Consider the following 17,693-nt stretch of genomic DNA (forward strand, 5'->3'; position numbering starts at 1 on the left):
AGTGTCCACTCCATTAACGCCTAGAAAGGCTATTCCGATTGAGATCGTAGAAGAATCTCTTTACGAAATCAGGCAAAAAATTTACGCCAGATCAGTATCAGGCACGTTTGCACGGTGGCGGATTTATTTTGTTTTTCTCACGCAAATTCTTTTTTATGGTTTGCCGTGGGTGAGCTGGAATGGTCGCCAAGCCGTTCTATTTGATTTAATTCAACGTAAGTTTTATATCTTTGGCTTAGTGTTATGGCCACAAGACGTGATTTACTTAACCCTATTACTGATTCTTTCGGCTTTAGCACTATTCCTCTTTACCGCCGTTGCGGGACGCTTGTTTTGTGGCTATGCTTGCCCACAAACCGTCTATACCGAAATTTTTATGTGGATCGAGCGTCAAGTCGAGGGCGATCGCTTCGCGCGAATACGGTTGGATGGCGAGGAATGGCCATGGAGTTTGCATAAGTGGCGCTTAAAAGTAGTCAAGCACAGCCTATGGTTAATCATCGCCTTCTGGACGGGTTTCACCTTTATTGGTTATTTCACCCCAATTCATGAGCTTAGTGGTGCCATTCTCACCTTGTCCTTAGGTCCGTGGCAAGCATTTTGGTTGTTCTTTTACAGCTTTGCAACTTGGGGAAATGCAGGCTTTATGCGCGAGCAAGTCTGCAAATACATGTGCCCTTATGCGCGCTTTCAAAGTGTAATGGTCGATAAAGATACTTTTGTGGTGACCTACGATAAATTACGTGGCGAACCCAGAGGTAGCCGACATAAAACTACTGATGTCGTAGCCGAGGGCTTAGGAGACTGCGTAGATTGCAGTATTTGTGTGCAGGTATGTCCAACTGGCATCGATATTCGCGATGGCTTGCAATATATGTGTATTGGATGTGGTGCCTGTATCGACGCCTGCGACTTAGTGATGGAAAAGATGCAATACCCAAAGGGTTTAATCCGCTACACCACTGAGCGAGCAATGCTTGATCATGAAACCAATCAAAGTGCCATACGACATATTTTACGGCCCCGCGTTATTTTCTATACCCTTTTTATTGCTGCTTTATCGGCCGCTTTTTTGTTTTCTCTCTTTACTCGAAATCCACTGCGGGTAGATGTCATGCGTGATCGCGGTGCATTAGCTCGTGAAGTTGATGGTGAGCGAATTGAAAATATTTATCGCATGCAGATTATGAATTCATCGGAGCATCCGATGACAGTTAATTTAAAGGTAAATGGTCTAGAAGAGCTAAAAATTTTAAACTCTCAAAATAAAGAAATAACTGAAATTAAAGTAGAGCCCTCAAGTAATTTACTCATGCCAATTAAAGTGAGTTCAAAATTAGGAAAAATTGAAGCAGGAAATTACCCCATTCATTTTGCAGTCAACGCGTATGAGATAGAGGATGATGCAAAACGTGTACTACGGCAGCGGGATGAAAAATCAATTTTTATTATTCCCCATTAAAAATTTTATCGAAATCATAATATTGAGAGGAAAGATGATGACAAACGAAATAGCCATAACGCCCTGGTGGAAACAAAGTTGGCCCTGGTTTTTAATTAGCCTGCCAACTATTGCAGTAGTTGGATGCTCGATTACGATTTGGTTGGCCTTTAGTCTGTATCCTGATGCACCTATCCGGGATGGAGTGGTTAAACAAGGCTTCAAAGTTGAGCAGGTTGCAAAATGAAATTCCGCATACTGATCTGGATACTGTGGCCAGCTTTTTTGGTTGCGGGTTTAGCTGAGGGTTTGCTCTTTAGTTTTATTCGGCCCGAAGATTTAATTTTCTTTGGGCACCACTTAACCCTCTCCGATGAGGGTATTTATTCGCTTGGGTTTTTTCTAATCTGGGGTTTTTGCGCTTTATCGAGCGCCCTCAGTATTTATATTTTGCCAAGCAAAGATGCTCATGGCAGCTCTGAGCAAGATTCAGGTCTTATTTAGCAGGGCGTTTTGATGGTGTTTAAATGGAGGGGATTAGGTTGACCAGCCAACTCATAGAGGCCATCCATATCAATTAATTTCACATGTCTTTGTTGTAATTGAATGAGGCCAGATTCAGCAAAACGAGAAAACATACGACTAACCGTTTCAAATTTAATACCCAGGTAACTGCCGATTTCTTCACGACTCATGCGTAAGGTAAATTCATTATTGAGATAACCGCGGGCTGCCAGGCGCACTGAAAAATTAATTAAAAACCCGGCTAATCGTTCCTCGGCTCTTAAGCTGCCAAGCGATAAAAGGTGCCGCTGATCTTGGGTTAATTCGCGGCTCATAATACGGTGGAACTGCTGTTGTAAATTGGGAATTTGGTGGGCAAGGCCTTCGAGTTCATGAAAATCGATAACACAAGCTTCACTTTCTTCAAGGGCAATGGCATTTAATTGATACTGGCTTTCACCAATGCCATCAAGTCCAAGCATTTCGCCTGGCAAGTGAAAGCCAATTATTTGTAAACGACCATCGGGCAGGGTATGTTCGGTTTTTAATGAACCAAAACGGAGGCTGTAAACCGCGCTTAAGGGGTCGCCATGCCGATAGAGAGAATCCCCTTTTTTAAGGTGAAGGCGTTTATCTACCAAGGAGTCTACTCGCCCAATATCAGCGGGAGAAAGCCCTACCGGCAAACAAAACTGCCCAAGCACGCAGGTCGAGCATTTATTTTTAAGCTCTTTCATTCCCCCTATTCTATTACGATAGACCCTATGCCGAACCAACTTAAAACCTCGTGTTAACCACTAGCCTATTATTAGCGATTTTTCTGGGTTCTTTACTCAGCGGCTGGCATTGTGCCTTGATGTGTGGGGGGATTGCCGCCGGTATTGAGAGCGGCGCTGAAAAACCGTTACTAAAGACGTCAATCCAGCGTTTATGGCAACAACAGCTCATTATGCATTTCGGGCGCATGACAACTTATGTGCTCTTAGGAGCCCTGGCAGGAGGTATTGGGGCGGCGTTATGGCAACAAAATTTCATCCCCTTGCAGCGGCCTTTATTTGCACTTGCTTCCAGTATTTTGATTTTTCTTGGGCTACGGCTGCTTTATCGAGAAAAAGCCAAGGTTGGGCTTGCCGGTCTTTGGTTTGGGAATCATTTGGCTCGCTATTGGGCCCACTATTTAGGGCGCCAGGCAAGTACGCCAGCCCGCTGGTTTAGTGGCATGTTGTGGGGCTTAGTGCCATGTGGTTTGGTCTATAGTATTTTGCCCTTAGCTTTTTTATCGGGTTCACCCCTGACTGGGGCAGCATTCATGTTAGCTTTTGGCTTGGGTACTTTACCCAATTTATTACTAATCACTCGGTTTTCAGCTGCCTTAGTGCAATTTAGTCACTATCCTTGGGTACGAATCTTTGCGGCCAGTCTGTTAATTGTGAGCGGTATATTTGGTTTTTATCGTGCTTGGACGCTACCCGAAGCGCTCTTAAAAGGTGGCTTTTGTTTTACTTAATGCAAAGTGAATGCCCTGCGCTAGATCGGGATAAAAATATTCTGCCGGCATCAGCTTAAATAAATCCATCCGCTGAGCAATATCATGAGGTTGGTTATTCAGCCCACAGAGAATGAAGTGTACCCCTGCCTGTTGGCAGTGGCGATAAAGCTCGAGAAGGGCATCCATGCCTGAGCTATCGATATAAATAATATTTTTTAGATCAAGGATTAATATTTTTTTTGGTAGTTTAGTTTCAAGTCGTTCAATGAGCTTAACTGCGCCAAAGAAAAGTGCGCCATACATGCGGTAAGCGGCGACTTCACCTGTCAATGGCTTGAGTTCAGGGTGTTCCTCTAAATTCACCGCCTCAGAGCGCGAGAGGTTTGACACGCGGTAAACAAAAGTTAGGAGCGCACAAAGCAAACCTACTTCAAGAGCAACCGTTAAATCAACTACTACCGTGAGGATAAAAACGCTTAGCAAAGTGATACGGTAGGGTAGGCGAAATTGCTTAAGGTAAATTAACTTACGCCATTCGCCCATATTCCATGCTACATACATCAAGATAGCCGCCAAACAACCGAGCGGAATATTTTGTGCTAAAGGGGCGGCAAATAAAATAATGAGTAATAAAGTTAAGGCATGGATCAGGCCAGCTAGGGGTGTCGTGCCGCCGCTTTGTATATTGGTAACGGTTCGGGCAATAGTTCCAGTAGCTGGCATCCCGCCAAAAAATGGTACGACACAGTTAGCCATGCCCTGGGCCATTAATTCTTGATTTGAATCATGACGTTGATGAATTAAGCCGTCAGCAACTCGAGCACATAGCAGTGATTCAATTGCTCCTAATAGCGCTAAAGTGATTGCTGGTGCAATCATTAATTGAGCGCTATCCCAATTCACTGCGATCAAATCAAATTGCGGTAGGCTCGCTGGGATTCCGCCAAAGCGACTGCCAATCGTCGCGGTGGATAAATTAAAAAAACTGACTGCCCAAGTTGCGCTTACCATCACTACAACGGGACCTGGTAAATGCCTAAACCAACCGAAATGATGATGCAAGAAGCGCCAAGCAATAAGCAGACCCAGACTCGCAACTGAGACACTTAGGGTAATGGGATTGAAGGTATTTAAGGCGCTAAAAATTGCGCTCATCATGCCGAAAAATTGCGCTGGCATTTTCTCAATAGTCAGGCCGAAGAAATTATTTATTTGCGACAGGGCAATTAACAGGGCAATCCCATTTGTAAAGCCGACGATGACAGCGATGGGGATAAAGCGTACCAAGGTACCTAAGCGGAAGAATCCCATGGCAAACAAGAAGATGCCAGACATAAAGGTGGCGATAAGGAGGTTAGCAATACCGTAGCGATCAACGATGCCATAGACGATGACGATGAAAGCGCCGGCTGGTCCGCCAATCTGCACTCGACTACCGCCAAATAGCGAGATCAAACCACCACCAATAATGGCGGTGTAAATACCAAGCTCTGGTTTGAGGCCGCTGGCAATTGCAAACGCCATTGCTAAGGGGAGGGCAACAACCCCAACCGTAATACCAGCCAAAATATCTTGGGTAAAAAGCCTAAAGTTATAGCCAGCAAATGATTGTAATAATTGCGGGCGATAGTGCATTTAGTAAATTAAGCCAATTTATTGACTACCCAATAAGCAAAGGTAGAGGTAATCGCGGTTACAGTACAACCCCATGCAATATCAATAAAAGCCAATTGCGTAGGAAAATCGCGCACCACTGCTAAATTGGTTAAATCGTAGGTCATATAGCAAAAGAAGCCGAAAAGGGCGCCCATACCTAAGGCATAAAGCCATGATTCTTTAGAAAGGGCTGGCCCCACAACAAAAATACAAACGCCTAGAGCGTAAAGGACGTAAAAGGCGAGCCCCGCCCCTAGTTTCGGGTCTGGTGACATGAGCCCCCCCATTTGGGACTGGTAGAGGTTTTTGGCAATGCCGAGCAACCAAGTGAGATCAAGGGCCAAAAGAGTGATAAAAACCGCAAAATACGTGATTAAATACTTGAGCAATTCAGTTCACCTTTTTAGCTGTTGATTAGTTAATAAGAGCATTATCATAGATGTAGACTTGTTACTCAAAGGGGAGTGTGTATGTTTAAGCAATTATTGGTTCCGATTGACGGCTCTGAGCTGACTAAAAAGGCCCTGAAAAAGGTCGCTGCTTTAGCTAAGGCCGATGATGCTAAGGTTGTTTTAGCCTATGTATCTGATCCAACCCCGCCGATGGTTTATGGGGATAGCACCTTAGGCTATGGTTTTACGCAGAAAGAGCATAAAAAAGCCTGCGATGCCTATGCTAAAGCGCTCTTTAAAAAAGCCCTACCAATATTAGGAATAGGGCTTAAAGCGAGTACATTGCATTTGTATCATCCCAATTTAGCTGAAGGCATATTAGACGCGGCCAAGAAAGCCAAGGCGGATGTCGTCGTCATGGCATCTCATAAGCGCACCGGCATTAAGGGTATGTTGCTTGGCAGTGAAGCTCAGGAGGTGATCGTTCATGCAAGCTTGCCAGTGTTAGTTTTAAGCTAATTTAGCGCGCTTTATTTTTTAGCGGCGGCATTTTTTGCCGCCGTTATATTTTCTGCCATGCCTTTAGCAAAATCACTTTCTGGTGGTGCGAGTGCATAAGCTTGTTGCCAGTATTTTTCAGCTTTAGCAAAATCCCCTACTTCAAAATAGGCTGTACCAGCTAAAGCAAGCACTTTCAAGTTTTTTGGATCAAGGACTAACGCTTTCTGAATTAATTGCAGCGGCTCGCCCTTGGTGCTGCGATTTTGAAAGGCAAGTAAGTCAGCGTAATCAATTAAGAGCTGCGCATCATTGGGAGCTAACGCTACCGCCTTACTATAAGCTTGTACAGCTTCTGGCAGGCGCTGCAAAGCTAGATAAGAGCGGGCTAGCATTTGCCAGCCTTGGGCATTATTGGGCTCAGACTTCAATTTTTCGGCCAGACGCTCAACCATTCCTTCAATATCTTGTTGGCTCGGAATATTTTGGGTCGTACGCTGCGGAGCGTCTATGGCGAAAGGGCTGCCTACAATTAAATAAAGGCTTAAAGCGAGAATAGGTAAGCCAATACTAATGAGCAAGACCGGTATCAGCACCTTTATTTTTTTTGTCGCCGGGCTTGGTAAGTCTGCCGCTATGGCTCGCTCTTCGAGGAGCACACGTTTGGCAATATCAGTTTGGGCCAGCTCAAGTTGATCGCGATCGATACGTCCATTGCTAAAATCAATGGTCAACTGTTGCAATTGATCGCGCAAAATAGCCAGATTATCAGCTTGATCGCCCGCGTTAAAAGTGGCCGGTTTTCTAAAGGGCAAAACCAATACAAGAATTGCCAGCGTTACCATTCCTAGTGCAATAGCAAAAAATAACCAAGTCATGCTTGATCCTTAGGCTGAGCTAGATTATTTTGCGTACCATTATTGAGTAATGCTTTTGCTCTAGCGAGGTCTGCCGCAGAAAATTGCTGTTCACCAAGTAATTTTTTGCGCACCTGAATTTGCCGCCACAAAAAGAAAAACGCTAGTAATAAAATAGCAAAAGGCCCGAGCCATAAAAACCAAGTACTGGCTTTTAATGGCGGCTTGTAGAGTACAAAATCACCATAGCGCTGCACCATATAGTCAAGAATTTCTGTTTGGGTTCGGCCTTGGGTTAACTGGGTGCGGATTTGATTTTTGAGATCAACTGCTAAGTCGGCATGCGAATCGGCAATCGTTTGATTTTGACAAACTAAGCAGCGTAACTCATTGGCAATGATATTCACTTGCGCTTCGAGAGCAGGATTAGTGCTGAGGGGTTGTGCAGCACTTGGCGCTTGTGCTAAACAACTAACTTGCCAAGCATAAATCAAGAGTGCGACTGAAATCACTTTACGCATTTAATTTCCGAATCAGTGGCAAAATTTTGTCTTGGAATATTTGTGGTGTTAAGGGGCCAATCTGTTTATAGCGAATAACGCCATTTCGATCGATGACAAATGTTTCGGGCACGCCATACACACCATAATCAATTCCCACTTGGCCTTGGCTATCCGAAATTGAGAGGACATATGGATTCCCACGCTCTTTAAGCCACAACTCGGCATCAGCTACTTTGTCTTTGTAATCTAGGCCAATCATCGGCACTAATTTTTGTTGGCTAATCGTCATTAATAAATCATGCTCTTCTCGACAAGCTACGCACCAAGATGCCCAGACATTGAGCAGCCAGACTTGACCACGCATTTGTGGCGGGGAAAAGCGGAGTGTTTCATTACCTAAAACACCTAAAGTAAAGTTTGGAGCTGGCTTATCAATTAAGGGTGAGGGTACTTCGCGGGGATGAAGTTGTAAACCCAAACCTAAAAATCCTAAGAGTAGGACAAAAATTGCTAGAGGGATTAGAAATCGCTTCATGATTTAGGGGTCAAGACCGTTTGCGATAGCGGCGATCGGTAATAGCCAGTAAACCGCCTAAGGCCATCACAAAACACCCACCCCAAATCCAATCAACAAACGGCTTAATATGAATGCGCACACTCCAGTCGCGCTCGTTGAGTTGCTCGCCAAGTGAAATATAGAGATCACGACTCAAGCCAACGCTAATAGCCGCCTCGGTCATTGGCATTTGACTGGAATCATAGAGACGTTTTTCTGGCGCCATCATGGTAATAACTTGGCCATTTTGTGTGACGACAAATTGACCTTGCATGGCTTGATAGTTTGGTCCTTGAAGCGGATTTAAGGCGCGCAATTCAAAGTCATAGCCGCCGAGTTGGGCGCTGCTACCCACGGTCATGCGTAAATCTTGTTCACTTTCAAAGCCCCGCACGCCAGTGACGCCGATGATAAAAAAAGCCACTCCAAGGTGCGCCATGACCATGCCATAAAAGCTGGCTGGCTGTGCTAGTAAATTTTGCCACCAGCTTCGTTCAGCAGTACTACGCGCACGCTCAATAAGTTGTACCGTACTGGTGGTGATAATCCAAGCTGCTAAAAATAATCCAAAACCAATCAGTGGTGTCCAGCCACGCAAAATGAAAGGTGCAATGACTGCAGTGAGTGCACTTACTGCCGCGGCCCATTTGAGTTTTTCAGCAATATCAAGGGGAGCCGATTGCCGCCAACGAGTCATGGGCCCAATGCCGATGAGAAAGAGTGCGGGGGTCATCAAGGGCAAGAACACGGCTTCAAAATAGGGTACCCCCACCGAAATTTTGCCTAAGTTCAGTGCATCCAGAATCATTGGGTATAAGGTGCCGAGCAATACTGCGCCGGCTGCTACTAAAAATAAAACATTATTTGCTAGCAACATACTTTCACGCGAAACCGTGGCAAATGAGCCGCCGATGTTAGCTTTGGGGGCGCGCCAAGCGAAGAGAAGTAAAGAACCGCCAATGACGACTGCCAGAAAGCCAAGAATAAAAATACCGCGTTTAGGGTCGGTGGCAAAAGCATGCACTGAGGTAAGTACACCTGAGCGGACTAAAAAAGTGCCCAATAAGGATAAAGAGAAAGCAATAATGGCTAAGAGCGCAGTCCACATTTTGAACCCACCCCTTTTTTCAGTCACCGCTAACGAGTGAATGAGTGCCGTACCCACTAACCACGGCATGAAAGAAGCATTTTCTACTGGGTCCCAAAACCACCAGCCACCCCAACCTAATTCGTAATAGGCCCAAGCACTGCCTAAGGCAATGCCAATGGTCAAGAAACACCATGCTGATGTAACCCATGGTCGTGACCAGCGCGCCCATGCAGCATCAAGACGCCCTGATAAAAGTGCAGCGATAGCAAAGGCAAAAGCGACTGAGGAACCCACATACCCCATATACAAAAAAGGAGGATGCGCAATCATGCCAGGATCTTGCAACAGTGGGTTAAGGTCTTTTCCTTCCATGGCTGCTGGTAAAAGGCGCATGAACGGGTTAGAAGTTAATAATGTAAATAGCAACACACCTACGCTGAGTAAACCTAAGACAGCCAAAATTCGGGCAACCATTTTTTGGGGCAGGTGCTTGGAAAAAACTGCGACTGCTAAAGTCCAACCAGCGAGCATTAAAGCCCACAATAAAATGGAGCCCTCATGGCCACCCCACACTGCACCAATACGATAAATTGTGGGCAGCAGTGAATTCGAATTTTGCGCCACATATAAAACAGAAAAATCATTTTGAATAAAGGCAATCATTAGGCAAATAAAAGCCATCGCTACCCAAATAAATAAAGCGATCGCGGCCGGTCTGCCGACGAGAGTAAGAGAGGGGCGGTTGGTTTGCGCTCCAATGAGCGGTAAGACGCCTAATATGAGTGCTGTTATTAAAGCTAGAATGAGCGCCAGCTGACCTAATTCAGGGATCATTAGCGGGCACTTCCTGCGGGTGCGCTCAAGGTTGGCGCAGCTTGAGTTTGATGGCTTTGGGCTTTTTTCAAGGCTTCTGCTGCTTCAGGGGGCATATAGTTTTCATCGTGCTTCGCGAGTACTTGATCGGCGATAAACATGCCTTGATTATTTAGGCGTCCTTGGGCTACCACACCCTTACCTTCCTTAAAGAGGTCTGGCAACATTCCCTCATAAGATACTGGGGTTTCATTAACTAAGTCGGTGACAATAAAATTAACCTTGAGTCCGGCAGGGTCACGTTGTAAGCTACCTGCCTTAACTAAGCCACCAAGGCGAAAGGCTTTATCGATGGGCGCCTCTTGCGCGACAATTTGGCTTGGGCTAAAAAAGAAGACCAAATTACTTTGAAAGGTTTTAAAAACCAAAAAGGCGGCAACGGCAAGGCTAATGAGGCCAATAACAATTGCCAGTAGACGTTTAGTGCGGGGTTTCATAGCCCCTTATTTTGCCTAATTTTTCGCAAGTTGCTTTTCTGCTGCGAATCAGGCCAATCCATTCCCCAATAAAGAGCATGAAGGTGACGCCAAATGACCACCAGACATAGGCGCCATAGCCTCCCATCGCGAAAAATTCACTAACATTAGTCCAGTACATTATTGCGCCTCTTTCATGACCCAAGCAGTATGCTCTTCACGTTCTAATACCAGTGTGCGGCAGCGATAAAAGCTAGTAGCAATGGCATAAAGCCAAAATGAGCCCGCCATGAGCAGCATGCCAAGCAGCATTTGACTTGCCATCGACGGTGCTTTTGTCATACTAATGGTCGCGCCTTGGTGCAAGGTATTCCACCACTTCACCGAAAAATAAATAATAGGCACGTTAATCACGCCAACTAAAGCTAATACCGCTGCACTGCGATCAGCTCGCCGCGGGTCATCAATTGCGGCATGAAGTGATAAGAAGCCAAAATATAAAAATAATAAGATCAACTCAGAAGTTAAGCGCGCATCCCAAACCCACCAAGCGCCCCAAGTGGGCTTACCCCAAAGCGCACCAGTAAACAAAGCAATAAAAGTCATGAGGGCACCAGTGGGTGCCAATGATAAAGCCAGCATGCTAGCTAAGCGAGCATTAAAAATTAAGCCAATAGCCGCCCAGAAAGCAACGAGGAGATAAATGAACATCGACATCCAAGCGGCGGGTACATGGACAAAAATAATGCGGTAGGCGTCTCCCTGTTGGGCATCCGTGGGGGCAACTAAGAGCCCAACATAAAGTCCAGCAAGCCCAAGAAATAATGCGCCTGCCGCAAACCAAGGGATCAATTTGCCAGCCAAGCCATAAAAGGGTTGGGGTGCTGAATACTTGAACCAGTTGATATTTCTGAGGGGCAAAAGGAAGTGCTTTCTATAAAATTGAAATGGATTGAATGGTATAGGGAATTTTAGAACGATTATTCGATCCGTTTATTCCACTGCAATACGCAAGCTCAGGGCAGCAGCTAAAGGGGCAAAAAATAGGCTAAGCACAAAAAGGGCCCCTAATAAATAAAAATGACCCGCCACGGGTAGCCCAGATTGATGTGCCTCAACTGCCCCTGCACCAAAAATTAAGATTGGGATTAAAAGCGGCAAGACTAAGAGAGATAACAGAACACCACCCCCCCGGGTACCTAAGGTTAGGGCCGCACCGATGGCGCCAATCAGGCTAAAGATAGGAGTACCTAATAGCAGTGAGAGAAAAAGAATCAACACACTTTCAGCCGAGAGGTTAAATTGTAAGGCCAGCAGTACTGCAGCAAAACTCAGCAAGAGCCCTGAACTAATCCAATGCGCAATCATTTTTGCTAGCACTGCTAATGGCAGAGGAATCGTACCCAAGAGGAGCAGATCAAGCGTGCCATCTTGGAAATCATCAGCAAAGAGACGATTTAAAGAAAGCATCGCTGCAAGTAAGGCTGCAATCCATAACATTCCAGAGGCAATTTGCTGTAGTAATTTGGGCTCTGGTCCCACCCCCAGGGGGAATAAACTAGCGACAACAGCAAAGAAAAATAGGGTTGCAAGGCTATCATTTTTCCGTCGCCAGACTAAGCTTAAGTCGCGTTGAATCAGCGCGGCCATGGCAGTAAAGAGACTGAAGATATTGGTCATAATTCAATACGTACTAGTGCATTGGGCTGCTGAAGCAGAATTTCTTGATGACTACTCAGAGCCACTATTCCACCCAACTGAAGATGTTGCTGAATATATTGTTGTAAAGCGTCACTGGCATCACGATCAAGCGCATTAAAAGGCTCGTCTAATAGCCAAAATTGTTTACGCGGCTGAAGTTGAAGTTGCGCTAAGGCGATTCGCTGTTTTTGCCCTTGAGATAAGGTGCGAACCATTGTATTCCGGAGGGCTAATAATCCCACTTTCCTAAGAACATCGTCTATCTCAGAAATTGACAAGGCATCTTGGCGACAGAGTGCAGCGCTCAGCAGATTTTCAGCGGCGGTAAGATCACCCTTCAGTGCTGGCACATGACCAAGATAAATCAATTGCGCATTAAATTGTTCGGCATCAGTACGAATTGCCTGCCCTGACCATTTTACTTGCCCGCTACTGGGGCTAAGCAGCCCACATAAGATACGGAGCAAACTGGATTTACCTGAACCATTTTTACCCACAATATGTAGTAGCTGACCTGGTTTAATTAACTGGGTTAACTCAGAAAAAAGTACTTTACCCCCCCGCGTACCAGCGAGGTTCTCCAGCAGTAATGATTGATCGAGATAAGTAGATATAGGGCTAGTTGGCATAAGGAAAATAATTAACTGCCAAAAAGTAATAGTAATTTAGTGAATTGTCCGCTATCACTATTTAACATGGTCCATAAGTCGAGTTGTAACTTAGGATTGTATGGATTGAGGTAAACCCCATCTTTGCGTAATTCAAAATGCAAGTGGGGGCCAGTTGAGCGACCTGTATTGCCGACATAGCCAATTTCAAAACCGCGCCGAACTTCGTTACCTACATCTAATTCCGCATTGAAGTTGCTGAGGTGGGCGTAATACGTTCGATATCCGCCTGGGTGTTCTAAGATAATCAGATTACCAAAAGCCCCGTTATAGCCGCGCGCTACAACCTTGCCAGTAGCCACGCTAAAGACGGGCGTACCAATAGGGGCAGAGTAATCAATGCCCATATGCGCTCGATACCTCGAGTTAGTAGGTGGCGCTTGTACAGTATTATTTTTACTAGTTACGGCAGGCACTTTTTTCCGCCCTGCAGGAACCATTCCCACTCCACGCGAGATGCGCCGATAACTGAGGGGATTAGTCCACATGGTTCGTTCTATCGATTCACCATTAGGGGTGTAAAAGCCTCCGGGGAGCTCGTTGCGATTGAGCCAAAAAGCACTAGCCAAAACCTCTTTTGTGCTTGGGGCAATAATTTCCACCGCCCAAATTTGCGCCCATTGCTCGCGATCGCCATAATCTACGATCACGCGGACGATGTTATTAGTTTGTTCTGTGATGTTATTTTCTTCGGTATAAATTTGTTTCACCACAGTGTTTAATTCCCAGACTAATTCAATTGGTAATTTATTTTCAACTTGATTTGGGTCATAGAGAACCGCCTTTAATGGGATTTCAATTTCAGTTAAGCGCCCCAATTCATTCACTAAAGGCTCTTGTTGTAATAAAAAACCATCAAATGCTGAGGGTGTAAAAGTCCAAATTTCTGTTTTAGAGTCACGTTCATTACCCGTTAAAAGACTTAAGGACTCGAAGCGATTTCGCTTCCCAAGTGCTAAAGCATAGGGAATGCAATTTCCCCGTACGCGGGCAAAAAAAGCATTAGCCTGGGTTGCAAAAAAAGCATTGAACAGTTTATTTTCAACCCCAATTTGTTCTAGTAGTTGGTCATCGAAAAAGTTACGGCGGGCACAGCCACGTTCTACCCGGTAATCTAAATTCCCGGCGCCAGTAATGAGCACATCATCTTGGGCATTTGAATCCACTAAAGCACTATTCAGCTTGCGTACTTCTAGACCCGTTTTAGAGCGATCTTGAATGCCGCCAGTTTGAGGGTTAACGCCCTTATTCGCTTTCGCTGTATTACTTGAGTTAATAGTGGGCTTTCTTTCTTTAACAACAATAGGAGCCCTTTTTTGATTAGGGTTACCTTCATTAGACGCAACTGAGGGTTTGTTGGAAGCTGGGGTTTGAGCGAGCGCAGCCCCCATCAATCCACATAAAACAAGCAGTAAGGCCTTGAGTCTAAAAACGCGCAGGGTATGGAGAAGTGCAATCACCGCTAGATTATCTAATATTGTTAGACTTGGGCTAGTTATTTTTGCTGTGCTGCAACATTTTAGATAGCTATAGTAGGCATAATTACCTACATAGTTCTACCTAGTACCCTCGTTGCAAAAAGGATGTTAAATGCGCAAGTACCTCGGTTTAGTAGTACTGATTGCCGCTAGCAGTTATCTACCAAGTGGATTAGCTAAAACGTGTGCCGCTAGTGCAACTGAAAAAAAATTAACCGGCGCGGCTAAATCGAGCTTTTTAAAAAAATGTGAAAAAGATATTAAAGCGGCTTGCGAGGCGAGCGCCAATGAAAAAAAATTAACTGGTGCAGTACGGCATAGTCATGTGCTTAAATGTAGCAAGGATGCGGCGAGCCATTAAGCCCAATTCGCGTTTTAAATATGGCTACAATAAGTTTTTTTAAGAGAGCCCCATGCCTATTATTGAATCGGTTCAAGTTGCTGTCATTGCTGTTCCTTTAGATCAAGTGACTTCATTCTCAACCCGTACGGTTTCTGAGCGCCATTATTGTTTGGTAAAAGTGCGTAGTAAAGAGGGGCTTGAGGGTATCGGTTTTTGTTATGTTGGTAGCGCCGCTGGTGAGATTGCCAAGATTGCCGTAGTGCAATTACTGGCCCCCAAATTACTAGGTCAAGAAAGCCACCGAAGTGAAGGGTTGTGGTTAGACATGTATAACGAATCAGTATTACAGGGTCGTACAGGTTCGGTGATGCGTGGCATTTCTATTTTAGATAATGCCCTTTGGGATCTGAATGCCCGTTCCGCTAGCTTACCTTTGCATCTCTACTTAGGGGCAGTGGTCAATGATCGGGTGCCCGCCTATGCTAGTGGCGGTTACTATTTGGCAGGCAAGACTCCAGCCAAATTAGGTAAAGAAATGGAGTCCTATCTTAAGTTAGGTTTTAAAGCGGTCAAAATGAAAGTAGGTCGCCTCTCGCCACGCGAGGAAGAGGCGCGAGTGAAGGCGGCTCGTCAGGCAATTGGCCCCGATATTTTATTGATGTTAGATGCCAATAATGCTTGGCGCGACCTACCTACTGCTTTAGATTATCTACGGCGGTTTGAGGCTTATGACCCATATTGGATTGAAGAACCCTTTTCACCTGATGCCATTGATTTGCATGCCGCTTTAGCCCGTAGCACCATGATTACCGTAGCCACTGGAGAGATTGAGGCTGGCCGCTGGCGCTTTCGTGAGCTCATTGACGCGGGTGGTGCAGGCATTTTACAAAGCGATGCAGCGGTTTGTGGTGGCATTTCAGAATGGCGGCGCATTGCGAATTATGCCGATGCTAAAGGCATCACCGTTTGTCCACACTGGTTTCATGATTTACACGCACCGCTAGTAGCAGCTACACCAAATGCGCGGTTTGTCGAGTTTTTTGCTGACGATCAGGTGCTTAATTTCCGGCGCCTTATCAATAAGCAATTAAGCTTCATTAACGGCGATTTAATTTTGCACCAAAGCCCTGGTTTAGGTTTTGAATTTAATGAAGTGGAAATTAAAAAGTTGGCAGGTAAATTAGCGTGGACTACCATCGCTTAAGTAATCTGGGATCGCTGGATTCGGAAGTGTCGCAGAACTTGGGTTGCTAGAACGACCGCAAAGCCAATAAAGCCAATTAAATCTGCTTCAGTTGATGGGTAAGCTAAGGCCACACCCGAGATCACCATAATAGTGCGCTCGAGCCATTTAGTCTTTTCAATAAACCAGCCTTGTAAGCCGCCGGCCAAACAGACAACACCAATTGCGGCGGTAAAAGAGACCCAAGCAATATCAGCCCAATTCGCTTTGCTTAAGGCCTCCATAGACCCCATCAGCAGTAAAGCAGTGCCCGACTTGTCTAAAGTAAACATAAAGGGCACCAAAATAGCTGGCGCAACATACTTCCACGTTTGCATGGTGGTTTTGTAGGGATTACCTTTACAAATAGCCGCCGCTGCAAAAGGCGAGAGCGCGGTAGGTGGAGATACTTCCGAAAGTACAGCGTAATAAAAAATAAACATGTGGGCAGCAAAAGCCGGCACACCTAAATTAATTAGTGCTGGGGCTGCAATAACTGCGCAAATAATATACGAAGCAGTTACTGGAACAGCTAGACCAACCACCCAAACTACCAGAGCCGTAAAAATAGTGGTTAGTAATAAAGAGCCACCGGCATATTGAATAACGATGGTACTAAATTTAAGACCTAAGCCAGTCAGGGTGACTGTGCCAACAATTAAGCCCGCGCCAGCGCAGGTCACCGCAATGGCTAGAACGCCAGTAGAGCCAGCGGCTAGGGCTTTAATTAAGTTAGATTGATACAGTCCTGATAGGAAGGGCAATTTACCGGTAAACCAGGCATACGGAATAATTGCGGTATCTCGCCGCAGCATGCTTGACGCAGCTGATACCACTGTAGCCCAGAAGACCGACATGATGGGAGAAAAACCATACATCATGAAGACCACAATAGAAATCAAGGAAAAGAAGTGATACCAGTATTTTTTGGCTAAAGACCAGGCACTTTCAGCTGTTTCAAAATGAATATCTTTCATGCCGTATTTACGTACATCAATTTCAACCATGACAAAAAGACCAAGATAAAATAAAACCGTAGGAATACTAGCCATTAGCAGTACATCGAGATAAGAAATTTTTAAGAAGTCAGCAATCAAAAATGCTGCCGCCCCCAATACCGGCGGCGAGATAATGGCTCCCAGCCCGCCTGCAGCCAAAAGACCGCCAGCTGCATTGCGTTCATAACCCACTTTTTCGAGCATTGGCGCTGCCACTGAGCCAACGGTAACAGTTGTTGCAACTCCAGAGCCTGATGGGCCGCCAAGTAAAAATGACGATAAGACGATGGTGCGCCCCACACCCGACGATTTACCACCCATAGCAGCGAATGAAAAATCGATAAAAAATTTACCCGCACCAGTGAACTGTAAAAAAGCCCCAAAAATAGTGAAGAGAATAATTAAGGTTGCCGAAACATCTACAGCTGTGCCATAAATACCTTCAAGCGTCATGTACATATAGCCTACGAGGCGATCTAGGTCGTAACCTTTGTGTGTCCAAGGTGCAGGTAAATGATTGCCAAAAAGGGCATAAAGTAAAAAACAGACCGTAACCGCGACTAAGACTAAGCCATTGGTGCGACGCACAGCCTCTAGAATCATTAAAATTAGTGCAATGCCATACATTACATCCGTGGGATTAGGGGCTGTATTACGATCAGCAAACTCATCGCCACTACTTAAGATGTAATAGGCAATCACAATTGAGCCAACGGCTAACAGCACATCCCACCACATCAAACGATTTTTAAAGCGATTTAAAAACGGAAAGCTGAGGAATACCAAAAACAACACAATACCCACATGCACCGTGCGCAGTACTTGGGTAGGCACGATGGCATAGGCCGCGTAGAGGTGAAATAGCGACATGCCAACTGCCGCCAAAGTAATAAAGGTTGCTAACCACCCACGGTAATCATTTGCATCACCTTCTTCTTGTTTGATAAATGACTCAAGTTTGGCTTGAGTGATGTTATCAATGGGCACTTGTTCCATGATTGACCTAAT

Annotated in this window: 21 protein-coding genes; 7 read left to right on the forward strand and 14 right to left on the reverse strand. The window is 45.3% G+C overall.

Annotated elements, in window-relative coordinates:
* The first annotated feature begins 1 nt into the window (after nucleotide 1).
* From ccoG to LZT22_RS05740, 3 genes are read left to right on the forward strand one after another with little or no spacing between them, the layout of a single operon-like run.
* The gene (gene ccoG / locus LZT22_RS05730; RefSeq protein WP_233924113.1) at nucleotides 2-1,462 is read left to right on the forward strand and encodes a cytochrome c oxidase accessory protein CcoG; all 1,461 of its coding nucleotides are present in this window, start codon (nucleotides 2-4) and stop codon (nucleotides 1,460-1,462) included.
* A 37-nt stretch (nucleotides 1,463-1,499) separates the two neighbouring features.
* A complete protein-coding gene (locus LZT22_RS05735) occupies nucleotides 1,500-1,688 on the forward strand; it encodes a FixH family protein (RefSeq protein WP_233924114.1) in 189 nt (62 codons plus the stop codon).
* Entirely contained in the window at nucleotides 1,685-1,945 is a 261-nt protein-coding gene (locus LZT22_RS05740; RefSeq protein WP_233924115.1) for a hypothetical protein, read from the forward strand. The genes LZT22_RS05735 and LZT22_RS05740 overlap by 4 nt, the downstream gene beginning before the upstream one ends.
* On the opposite strand, the gene LZT22_RS05745 is transcribed toward LZT22_RS05740, so the two are convergent.
* The gene (locus LZT22_RS05745; RefSeq protein ID WP_233924116.1) at nucleotides 1,942-2,682 is read right to left on the reverse strand and encodes a helix-turn-helix domain-containing protein; all 741 of its coding nucleotides are present in this window, start codon (nucleotides 2,680-2,682) and stop codon (nucleotides 1,942-1,944) included. The two genes, LZT22_RS05740 and LZT22_RS05745, sit on opposite strands and share 4 nt — an antisense overlap.
* 50 nt (nucleotides 2,683-2,732) lie before the next feature.
* On the opposite strand from LZT22_RS05745, the gene LZT22_RS05750 reads away from it, so the two are divergent.
* Complete coding sequence (locus LZT22_RS05750) at nucleotides 2,733-3,452, forward strand: sulfite exporter TauE/SafE family protein (protein WP_233924117.1); 720 nt, start codon at nucleotides 2,733-2,735, stop codon at nucleotides 3,450-3,452.
* Here the strand turns inward: LZT22_RS05750 and LZT22_RS05755 are convergent.
* Entirely contained in the window at nucleotides 3,426-5,069 is a 1,644-nt protein-coding gene (locus tag LZT22_RS05755) for a SulP family inorganic anion transporter (RefSeq protein ID WP_233924118.1), read from the reverse strand. The genes LZT22_RS05750 and LZT22_RS05755 overlap by 27 nt on opposite strands.
* Nucleotides 5,070-5,077: 8 nt before the next feature.
* Entirely contained in the window at nucleotides 5,078-5,479 is a 402-nt protein-coding gene (locus LZT22_RS05760) for a DUF2177 family protein (RefSeq protein ID WP_233924119.1), read from the reverse strand.
* Nucleotides 5,480-5,560: 81 nt separating this feature from the next.
* Here LZT22_RS05760 and LZT22_RS05765 point away from each other — a divergent pair, with 81 nt between their 5' ends.
* The gene (locus LZT22_RS05765) at nucleotides 5,561-6,001 is read left to right on the forward strand and encodes a universal stress protein (RefSeq protein ID WP_233924120.1); all 441 of its coding nucleotides are present in this window, start codon (nucleotides 5,561-5,563) and stop codon (nucleotides 5,999-6,001) included.
* An 11-nt stretch (nucleotides 6,002-6,012) separates the two neighbouring features.
* Here LZT22_RS05765 and ccmI read toward each other — a convergent pair whose 3' ends face one another.
* The 10 genes from ccmI to LZT22_RS05815 all read right to left on the reverse strand — a co-directional run bounded on the left by ccmI (nucleotide 6,013) and on the right by LZT22_RS05815 (nucleotide 14,104).
* Complete coding sequence (gene ccmI, locus LZT22_RS05770) at nucleotides 6,013-6,858, reverse strand: c-type cytochrome biogenesis protein CcmI (RefSeq protein WP_233924121.1); 846 nt, start codon at nucleotides 6,856-6,858, stop codon at nucleotides 6,013-6,015.
* Complete coding sequence (locus LZT22_RS05775; RefSeq protein ID WP_233924122.1) at nucleotides 6,855-7,358, reverse strand: cytochrome c-type biogenesis protein; 504 nt, start codon at nucleotides 7,356-7,358, stop codon at nucleotides 6,855-6,857. The genes ccmI and LZT22_RS05775 overlap by 4 nt, the downstream gene beginning before the upstream one ends.
* Entirely contained in the window at nucleotides 7,351-7,875 is a 525-nt protein-coding gene (locus tag LZT22_RS05780; RefSeq protein ID WP_233924123.1) for a DsbE family thiol:disulfide interchange protein, read from the reverse strand. The genes LZT22_RS05775 and LZT22_RS05780 overlap by 8 nt, the downstream gene beginning before the upstream one ends.
* A gap of 10 nt (nucleotides 7,876-7,885) precedes the next feature.
* Complete coding sequence (locus LZT22_RS05785) at nucleotides 7,886-9,820, reverse strand: heme lyase CcmF/NrfE family subunit (protein WP_233924124.1); 1,935 nt, start codon at nucleotides 9,818-9,820, stop codon at nucleotides 7,886-7,888.
* Nucleotides 9,820-10,296, reverse strand: coding sequence for a cytochrome c maturation protein CcmE (gene ccmE / locus LZT22_RS05790; protein WP_233924125.1), 477 nt, complete (start codon nucleotides 10,294-10,296; stop codon nucleotides 9,820-9,822). Before ccmE ends, LZT22_RS05785 begins: the two co-directional genes overlap by 1 nt.
* The gene (gene ccmD, locus LZT22_RS05795) at nucleotides 10,280-10,456 is read right to left on the reverse strand and encodes a heme exporter protein CcmD (RefSeq protein ID WP_233924126.1); all 177 of its coding nucleotides are present in this window, start codon (nucleotides 10,454-10,456) and stop codon (nucleotides 10,280-10,282) included. Before ccmD ends, ccmE begins: the two co-directional genes overlap by 17 nt.
* A complete protein-coding gene (gene ccmC / locus LZT22_RS05800; protein ID WP_233924127.1) occupies nucleotides 10,456-11,196 on the reverse strand; it encodes a heme ABC transporter permease CcmC in 741 nt (246 codons plus the stop codon). The genes ccmD and ccmC overlap by 1 nt, the downstream gene beginning before the upstream one ends.
* Nucleotides 11,197-11,268: 72 nt before the next feature.
* Nucleotides 11,269-11,955 (reverse strand): heme exporter protein CcmB, encoded by a 687-nt coding sequence (ccmB, locus tag LZT22_RS05805; protein WP_233924128.1) that lies wholly within the window; start codon nucleotides 11,953-11,955, stop codon nucleotides 11,269-11,271.
* Nucleotides 11,952-12,605 carry a cytochrome c biogenesis heme-transporting ATPase CcmA gene (ccmA, locus tag LZT22_RS05810; protein WP_233924129.1) on the reverse strand — a complete coding sequence of 218 codons (654 nt, stop codon included), beginning with the start codon at nucleotides 12,603-12,605 and terminating at the stop codon, nucleotides 11,952-11,954. The genes ccmB and ccmA overlap by 4 nt, the downstream gene beginning before the upstream one ends.
* Before the next feature lie 11 nt (nucleotides 12,606-12,616).
* Entirely contained in the window at nucleotides 12,617-14,104 is a 1,488-nt protein-coding gene (locus LZT22_RS05815) for a M23 family metallopeptidase (RefSeq protein WP_233924130.1), read from the reverse strand.
* A gap of 130 nt (nucleotides 14,105-14,234) precedes the next feature.
* Between LZT22_RS05815 and LZT22_RS05820 the strand changes: the two genes are divergently transcribed.
* Entirely contained in the window at nucleotides 14,235-14,483 is a 249-nt protein-coding gene (locus LZT22_RS05820; RefSeq protein ID WP_233924131.1) for a hypothetical protein, read from the forward strand.
* A 52-nt stretch (nucleotides 14,484-14,535) separates the two neighbouring features.
* Nucleotides 14,536-15,669 carry a mandelate racemase/muconate lactonizing enzyme family protein gene (locus tag LZT22_RS05825; RefSeq protein ID WP_233924132.1) on the forward strand — a complete coding sequence of 378 codons (1,134 nt, stop codon included), beginning with the start codon at nucleotides 14,536-14,538 and terminating at the stop codon, nucleotides 15,667-15,669.
* Here the strand turns inward: LZT22_RS05825 and LZT22_RS05830 are convergent.
* On the reverse strand, nucleotides 15,666-17,681 hold the full coding sequence (locus LZT22_RS05830; protein WP_233924133.1) for a TRAP transporter fused permease subunit: 2,016 nt from the start codon (nucleotides 17,679-17,681) through the stop codon (nucleotides 15,666-15,668). The genes LZT22_RS05825 and LZT22_RS05830 overlap by 4 nt on opposite strands.
* Nucleotides 17,682-17,693: the final 12 nt, after the last annotated feature.

The organism is Polynucleobacter sp. IMCC 29146, from assembly GCF_021395195.1.
In the GTDB taxonomy this organism is placed as follows: Bacteria; Pseudomonadota; Gammaproteobacteria; order Burkholderiales; family Burkholderiaceae; genus Polynucleobacter.